Here is a 5,508-nt window from a genome sequence, read left to right on the forward strand (position 1 = left end):
CAATTATAAAAAATTTTTTGACAAGAAGGATGATTTTGTTATAAAATAAAATTACCTGCAATCGACTGCATAATTATATTAATACTTCTTGAGTTTTCTACATTTTTTCTTTGGACTTATAATTTATCGGCAAATAGGCTGAAACATAAAAAGCCTGGATACTGAGCCAAGAAATTTTTGGCTAAATTAAAATGAAAAATAAGTTTAAAGAAATTAATTAAATATAGTGCAAACGTTTGCGTAAATATTAAATAACCGGTTAGATTATACCTAAAAATTTCCAAACGATACTTTTTCAGATTATTAGTTAATACAGTTTTAACTAACAAAATTACTAAAATTAGCTTCTTGAAAAATCAAAACACTCCCTGTGAACATGCCCTGAAAAAAAGAGACTGTAATTCAAATAACAGGGAACTAACAAGAGGAGGTGAGACATAAGAAGAAAATTTTTCTCGAATGTTTTTCAAAATTTGAAAATTTTTTAGGAGGTAAAAATTGTGTTTACGAAACTTACGAAATTTTGGATAATTCTTTTAATGGTATGCATATTTTCTTTAGGTGCTTTTGCAGCGGACACAAAATTAGTATATATGACTGCCGGAGACATAAATATGCTTGCTCTTGGTCAATATGTAATTGGCCCTCAATTTAGCGAAAAATTTCCTGATGTAAACGTAATGACAGTTCATGTTGGTCCTGGAAATGCAGGTTCCCGTAGGATTTTTGAAAAAATTAACGCAGATAAGGATAAAGAAGAAGGCGATATAGATGTAGCAATGGTACATCAAATTTTCTTAAAATGGGCAATAGAGGAAGACCTTCTTCTCAAATACGCAAAAGATATAGATACCTGGCAATATATTACTTCACCATTTGCTAAAAAATCTCTCGGTGTTGATGTAGAAGGTTATTGTATGCCCATGTTCCATAGTCAGACAGTTATTGCTTATAACTCAAAATATGTGAAAGACCCACCCAAAACTTATGAAGAAATAGTCAAATGGACTGAAGAAAATCCAGGGAAATTTGGTTATAACGGAATAAAAGGTGGTATGTCTGGAGTAGCATTTACCTGTGGTTGGATTTATTGGAAAACAGGTAAGTATGAAAAATATGCAGTTACCGGGCCTTTTGATGAAGCCGAAATTGCCACTTGGGAAGAACCAATCAAAGAGCTAAAAGAATTTAACAAGAATGTTACTTTAACCGGTGGAAATGTAGCTACCCTCGATGCACTTAATAGAGGTGAAATTTTGATGGGACCAGTATGGGTTGACATGTTCTTAAGCTGGATGGCAGAAGGCAAATTAGACCCTGCTACCCGCATTCTTCTTCCTAAACCAGGTATGCCCGGACAACCTATGTATTTCGTAATTCCTAAAAATTCACCTCATCCTGAAGAAGCGAAAAAATTTGTTGAATTCGTTACTTCGCCAGCAGTACAGGCCGAGGAAATTGTAAAGAGATTCAACTGGTATCCGGGGATTGACGGAAGTTACATTAAGGATTTTGTTCCCAAAGAAACCTTCGATGTAATATATCAAGATGTAACTCCAGAAATGTTATCCAAATATGGATTAGCCTTCCCGCTTGGCGATTATTTTGATGCTATGTTAGAAGCTTGTGAATAGGATACAACCAATTTAGGAGAAATCAAATGACTAACAATTTAAAGAATGAATTGGCTGTTGGAAAGAGTGGAATAGGAGCTGGGGTCGAAAGACCCCGCTCTTATGCCAATATTCTTCCTTATATATTGGTATTTCCTGCAGTAATGGTAATTTTATTATTATATTTATACCCTTTCCTCGCTTCATTTTGGAAAAGTTTTATCAGTAAAGAGGGGGTTTTAAGTTTAGCAAATTATGAGAAAACGCTTCGTTTATATCGGTATGATATTTTATTTACTTTAGGAGTAACTGCACTTAGTACTTTTATTGCTACAGTTTTAAGTATTCTTGTAGCAGTATATTTGAGGTTATCTAAAGGATGGTTAGCTAATAGTGTTGGGATTTTATATAGGTTACCAATTTTTCTTCCTTTTGTAGTAATTGCCCAGATGATGAGAAGTTTTTTGGCTCCCCATGGAATACTGAATCTTCTTTTAGCAAAGCTAAATATGATTGATATTGAAAATCCTTTACAGTTTTTTAATTGGGTTGGCTTAACCTTTGGTTTTGTATGGAAACAAGCACCTTTTATGATATTAATTATCTGCGGGGGTTTTCAGATGATTGACGATTCTTATATAGAAGCAGCAAAAAGCGTAGGAGCAAAATTACCACAGATTATCACCAAGATTCTTATTCCTATGAATAAACCCACTATTCTTATTGCGGTAACTTTAGTTTTTTGTTCTCTGGTGGGATGTTTTAGTTTTCCTTATATGCTTATTGGAGGGAAGTCCCCGGTTACTGTAACTGTAGATATTGCTCATCGTGTAAATTATTTTGGTGATTATGGAGTAGCAAATGCATTAGGAGTTTTTTCATATATTATGGTTAGTTTATTAGCAATTTACTATGTACGAAGTATGATGAAAAAAGGTCTTTATGATTGATGGAGGTTGTTAATGCATAAGAGTGGTTTTAGAAAAACTATTGAAATAATTATATTTTCGGTATTTATATTTTTCCTATTTGCTCCCTTATTGAGTCTGGGGATTTGGTCTGTGGCATTAAGATGGTATTGGCCTCATACGCTTCCTCAAAAAATAGGATTTGATTACTGGTTTCAAGCTTTAGGAATTACTAAAAGTTTAACCCTGGGGGCAGTAAATGTAGTACCAGCTTTTTTGTTAAGTTTAGGCATCGCCATTATTGTAGTTATCATAACCATGGCAATTGCCATTCCGGCAGGTTATGCATTGGCAAAACTTAAGATACCTGCTCTTTTAAAGGGTATTATATTAATATTATTTTTGTTGCCTCGGGCATTCCCTCAACAGCCGGTATTTGTTAATCTAATGTTGATGTTTACCAAAATAGGATTAACCGGAACCGTATTTGGAGTAATTTTAGTACACCTGGTTGTCAGCTTGGTTTATGCAGTTTGGATTACTACAAGTACTTTTAGTTCGATCCCTCCGGAGTTAGAGGAAGCTGCCCGAAGTGTAGGTGCTTCAAGGTTTAGGGCATTTTTAAAAGTAACTTTGCCTATTTCGGCTCCCGGGCTTATAGCCAGTGCGGTATTTGTATTCCTTACTTCAATGGATGAATTTACCGGCACATTTTTTGTAGGGTTACCTTTTGTAACAACTCTTCCGATGACCCTTTATTCAGCGAGCGGGTCTAATATTCAGTTTGCATCAGTAACTGCTATATTATTATTGATTCCTTCAATTCTTTTTATGATAGTGATTCAAAAATTCCTCAAAGCTGAACATTTAGGAGGAATGGGAGGATAAATTTAAGATTAAAAATAATCAGATATTACTCGGAGGTAATTTATTTTATGGCAATTCTTAAAGTAAAAAATTTAAATAAAAATTTCGGAAAGGTAAAAGCTGTTCAAGAGGTTAGTTTTGAGGCAACAGAGGGTAAGGTTTTAAGCCTTTTGGGTCCCAGCGGATGTGGTAAAACGACTACACTTCGATGCATTGCCGGTTTTGAGAATCCTGATAGAGGAGAGATATGTTTAGATGATAGAAATATTACCCCTTTTCCACCTGAAAAGAGGGGTATTGGAATGGTTTTTCAAAATTACGCTCTTTGGCCCCACATGACTGTTTATGGTAATTTAGCTTTTGGTTTGCAAATCAGAAAAGTACCCAAAGATGAAATAACTAAAAAAATAAAGAAAGTATTGGGTATGGTGCAATTAGAAGGTTACGAAAATAGGTACCCCCGACAAATGAGCGGCGGGCAGCAGCAGCGTATTGCTATGGCGCGGGCGCTGGTATTTGAACCAGAGATAATGCTGCTTGATGAACCATTAAGCAATTTAGATGCACAGTTAAGGGAAGAGATGCGTTTTGAATTTACTGAGTTACAGAAAAAACTTGGGATTACTGCGGTTTATGTAACCCATGATCAGGCAGAGGCATTAGTGATTTCTGATAAGATTGTAATTCTTGACAAAGGCAAGATAGTCCAATCTGGTTCGCCAAAAGAAATTTATTCTAATCCAAAGAATAAATTTGTGGCAGGGTTTATTGCTGTTACCAGCTTTATTAGCGGCAGTATTGATTCGTTTGCTGAAGAGAAGAAAAAGGTTATTGTAAAAACCGATGATGGCCTGGTTATCCATGGTTTTAATAATAGTTTTGATATAGGACAAAAGGTTTCGGTTGCTATGAGGATGAATGTGATTAAATTTATTCAAGATGAAAATAAAAGCGATAAAAATACGGTAAATATTTTTAAAGGAAAGATTATTCAATCTTCTTATTTAGGAAACATTATTGATTATAAAATTAAAGTGGGTAATTGGGAAGTTCGAACCAATAGCGATGCTAAATACAACTTTAAAGTTGGAGAAGAAGTGACTTTTTATTTATCACCTGAGGATATTATTGTAATTCGAGAAAGTTAAATTTTATCTTAAAGAGAGAAATATGAATACAACTGTTCTTTATTCTCAAGCAGGTATTGCCACTCAGATAATGATTTCCGTGGAAGAAGATTACTTTATTATTGATACAGGAGATGGTACCTTAAGAGATTTATTGTGTGAAAAAATTGATCTTAGAAAAATAAAAGGAATATTCTTAACTCATGGACATTGTGACCATATAGCTGGATTGTATGCCCTGTTAGGGTATTTTCGAATAGTTGAAAGAGAATGTCCAATTAATATATATTTTCCAAAAGGATGTAAGGAAGCTCAACAGATTATTTTTGCATTTAAAGAAAATTATAATGATATTTCTTTTAAAATTCAAACACATAAAGTAAAAGGTGGGGATGAAGTTAAAATAGAAGATTTAAAAGTAAAAATATATCAGATGAGACATTATGCAGCTGTGGGGGTTAATCGAATTTTGCATCCCGATCCAGCGGTTGGTTATAGATTTATATATAAAGGAGAATCAGTAGCTATTAGTGGGGACACTGGAATCTGTCTAGGTTTGAAAAAATTAGTACAAGGTGCGGATTTAGCATTAATTGATTCTACTTTAAATAAAGATGAAGAAACTAAAGAATTATTGGAGAAATTACATCTTTCTAAAGAAAAGGCAGAAGAAATTGGAAAATTAGCAAAAAAGTATATATTGATTCATCGACAATATAAATAAATTTGTTTTTGATAAAATATAATGATTTCATTTTAAAAAATAACAAGAAAGGAAATATAAGTTATGGAAAAAGTTAATATTGGTGTGATCGGTGTGGGTAGAATTGGAAGATTGCATGCCCGTAATTTGAAGTATCAGATTACCGGGACAAAAGTATTAGCAGTTGCTGATATATTTGAAGAGAGCGCCAGGGAAGTGGCATCCCAATTAGAAATACCGATTGCTGAAAAAGATTATCGAGTTTTATTAGAAAATAAGGATATTGATGC

Annotated in this window: 6 protein-coding genes; all 6 read left to right on the forward strand. The window is 33.8% G+C overall.

The features are described 5' to 3' along the window. The first annotated feature begins 500 nt into the window (after window positions 1-500). Window positions 501-1,634 carry an extracellular solute-binding protein gene (locus U9Q18_05885; protein MEA3313888.1) on the forward strand — a complete coding sequence of 378 codons (1,134 nt, stop codon included), beginning with the start codon at window positions 501-503 and terminating at the stop codon, window positions 1,632-1,634. A 26-nt stretch (window positions 1,635-1,660) separates the two neighbouring features. Continuing rightward, a complete protein-coding gene (locus U9Q18_05890) occupies window positions 1,661-2,563 on the forward strand; it encodes an ABC transporter permease subunit (protein ID MEA3313889.1) in 903 nt (300 codons plus the stop codon). A 12-nt stretch (window positions 2,564-2,575) separates the two neighbouring features. Continuing rightward, window positions 2,576-3,409 carry an ABC transporter permease subunit gene (locus U9Q18_05895; protein MEA3313890.1) on the forward strand — a complete coding sequence of 278 codons (834 nt, stop codon included), beginning with the start codon at window positions 2,576-2,578 and terminating at the stop codon, window positions 3,407-3,409. A gap of 47 nt (window positions 3,410-3,456) precedes the next feature. Next, on the forward strand, window positions 3,457-4,536 hold the full coding sequence (locus U9Q18_05900) for an ABC transporter ATP-binding protein (GenBank protein MEA3313891.1): 1,080 nt from the start codon (window positions 3,457-3,459) through the stop codon (window positions 4,534-4,536). A 22-nt stretch (window positions 4,537-4,558) separates the two neighbouring features. Then, entirely contained in the window at window positions 4,559-5,239 is a 681-nt protein-coding gene (locus tag U9Q18_05905) for a ribonuclease Z (GenBank protein ID MEA3313892.1), read from the forward strand. A gap of 63 nt (window positions 5,240-5,302) precedes the next feature. Continuing rightward, window positions 5,303-5,508: Gfo/Idh/MocA family oxidoreductase (locus tag U9Q18_05910; GenBank protein ID MEA3313893.1), on the forward strand; the 206-nt coding region annotated here is incomplete at its 3' end.

It is taken from the genome of Caldisericota bacterium, from assembly GCA_034717215.1.
Taxonomy (GTDB): Bacteria; Caldisericota; Caldisericia; order Caldisericales; family Caldisericaceae; genus UBA646.